Annotated in this window: 2 protein-coding genes; both read left to right on the plus strand. The window is 66.3% G+C overall.

Translation table 11 applies throughout. The features are described 5' to 3' along the window. Nucleotides 1-243: undecaprenyl diphosphate synthase family protein (locus EOA60_RS34675; protein ID WP_164899849.1), on the plus strand; the 243-nt coding region annotated here is incomplete at its 5' end. Nucleotides 244-253: 10 nt separating this feature from the next. Further along, a partial coding sequence (locus EOA60_RS34680) for a phosphatidate cytidylyltransferase (protein WP_164899850.1) occupies nucleotides 254-982 on the plus strand: 729 nt, incomplete at its 3' end.

The raw sequence follows: 982 nt of genomic DNA on the forward strand, positions 1-982 counted from the left end.
ATGGAGAGCTTTGCCGGCTCGCTCGACACCGAGGGCATTCCCGATCCAGACCTCGTGATCCGCACCAGCGGCGAACTCAGGCTGTCGAACTTCCTTTTGTGGCAGGCCGCCTATAGCGAGCTTGTCTTCCTGCCTTGCTACTGGCCGGACTTCAGCCGGGAGCACCTGGCCGACGCCCTGCGCGACTTTGCCGGCCGCGAACGCCGTTTCGGCGGGCTCGCCGCCCGCGACGTCGCCTTGTAGCGCGGAATCGATGAGCAATCTCCAGCAGCGTGTCATCTCGGCCATCGTGATGGCAGCCGTCACACTTGCGCTCACCTGGCTCGGCGGGCTGCCGTTCCGCCTGTTCTGTGCGGCGATCGCGGCGTTGATCTTCTACGAATGGACGCGCATGTCGCGCCCTGAGAACGGTGCGACGCTCGGCTTTCTGCCGGAAGCGCTGATTCTGGTCTTCATCGGCGCGCTGGTCGCCGGCCTGCCGGCACTTTGGCTGCTGCTTCTGGTCGCAGCCATCACTGCTATCGTCGCTGTTGCCGCGCGGCTGCGGGGAGCAGCGCAGTGGGAGGCCTCGGGGCTGGCATACGCGTCGTTGTCCGGCTTGTCGCTCGCCTATCTGCGCGGGGACAGCCACTCAGGATTGATCGCGATCCTCTTCCTGTTCGCGGTCGTCTGGGCGACCGACATAGCGGCCTATTTCGTCGGCCGCGCGGTCGGCGGCCCGAAGCTTGCGCCGTCAATCTCGCCCGGCAAGACGCAGAGCGGCGCGCTTGGCGGCGCTGTCGGCGGCATCGCTGCCGGATTGGTGCTGGCAATCGCGGCCGGGGCCGGCAATCTCACTATGCTTGGCCTCGTCGCCTTGGCGCTCTCGATCGTCTCGCAGATCGGCGATCTGTTCGAATCCTGGGTCAAGCGCCGGCACGGCTGCAAGGATTCGAGCAATCTCATTCCCGGCCATGGCGGCGTCATGGACAGGGTGGACGGG

This window comes from Mesorhizobium sp. M1A.F.Ca.IN.020.06.1.1 (assembly GCF_004023265.1).
Taxonomy (GTDB): domain Bacteria; phylum Pseudomonadota; class Alphaproteobacteria; order Rhizobiales; family Rhizobiaceae; genus Mesorhizobium.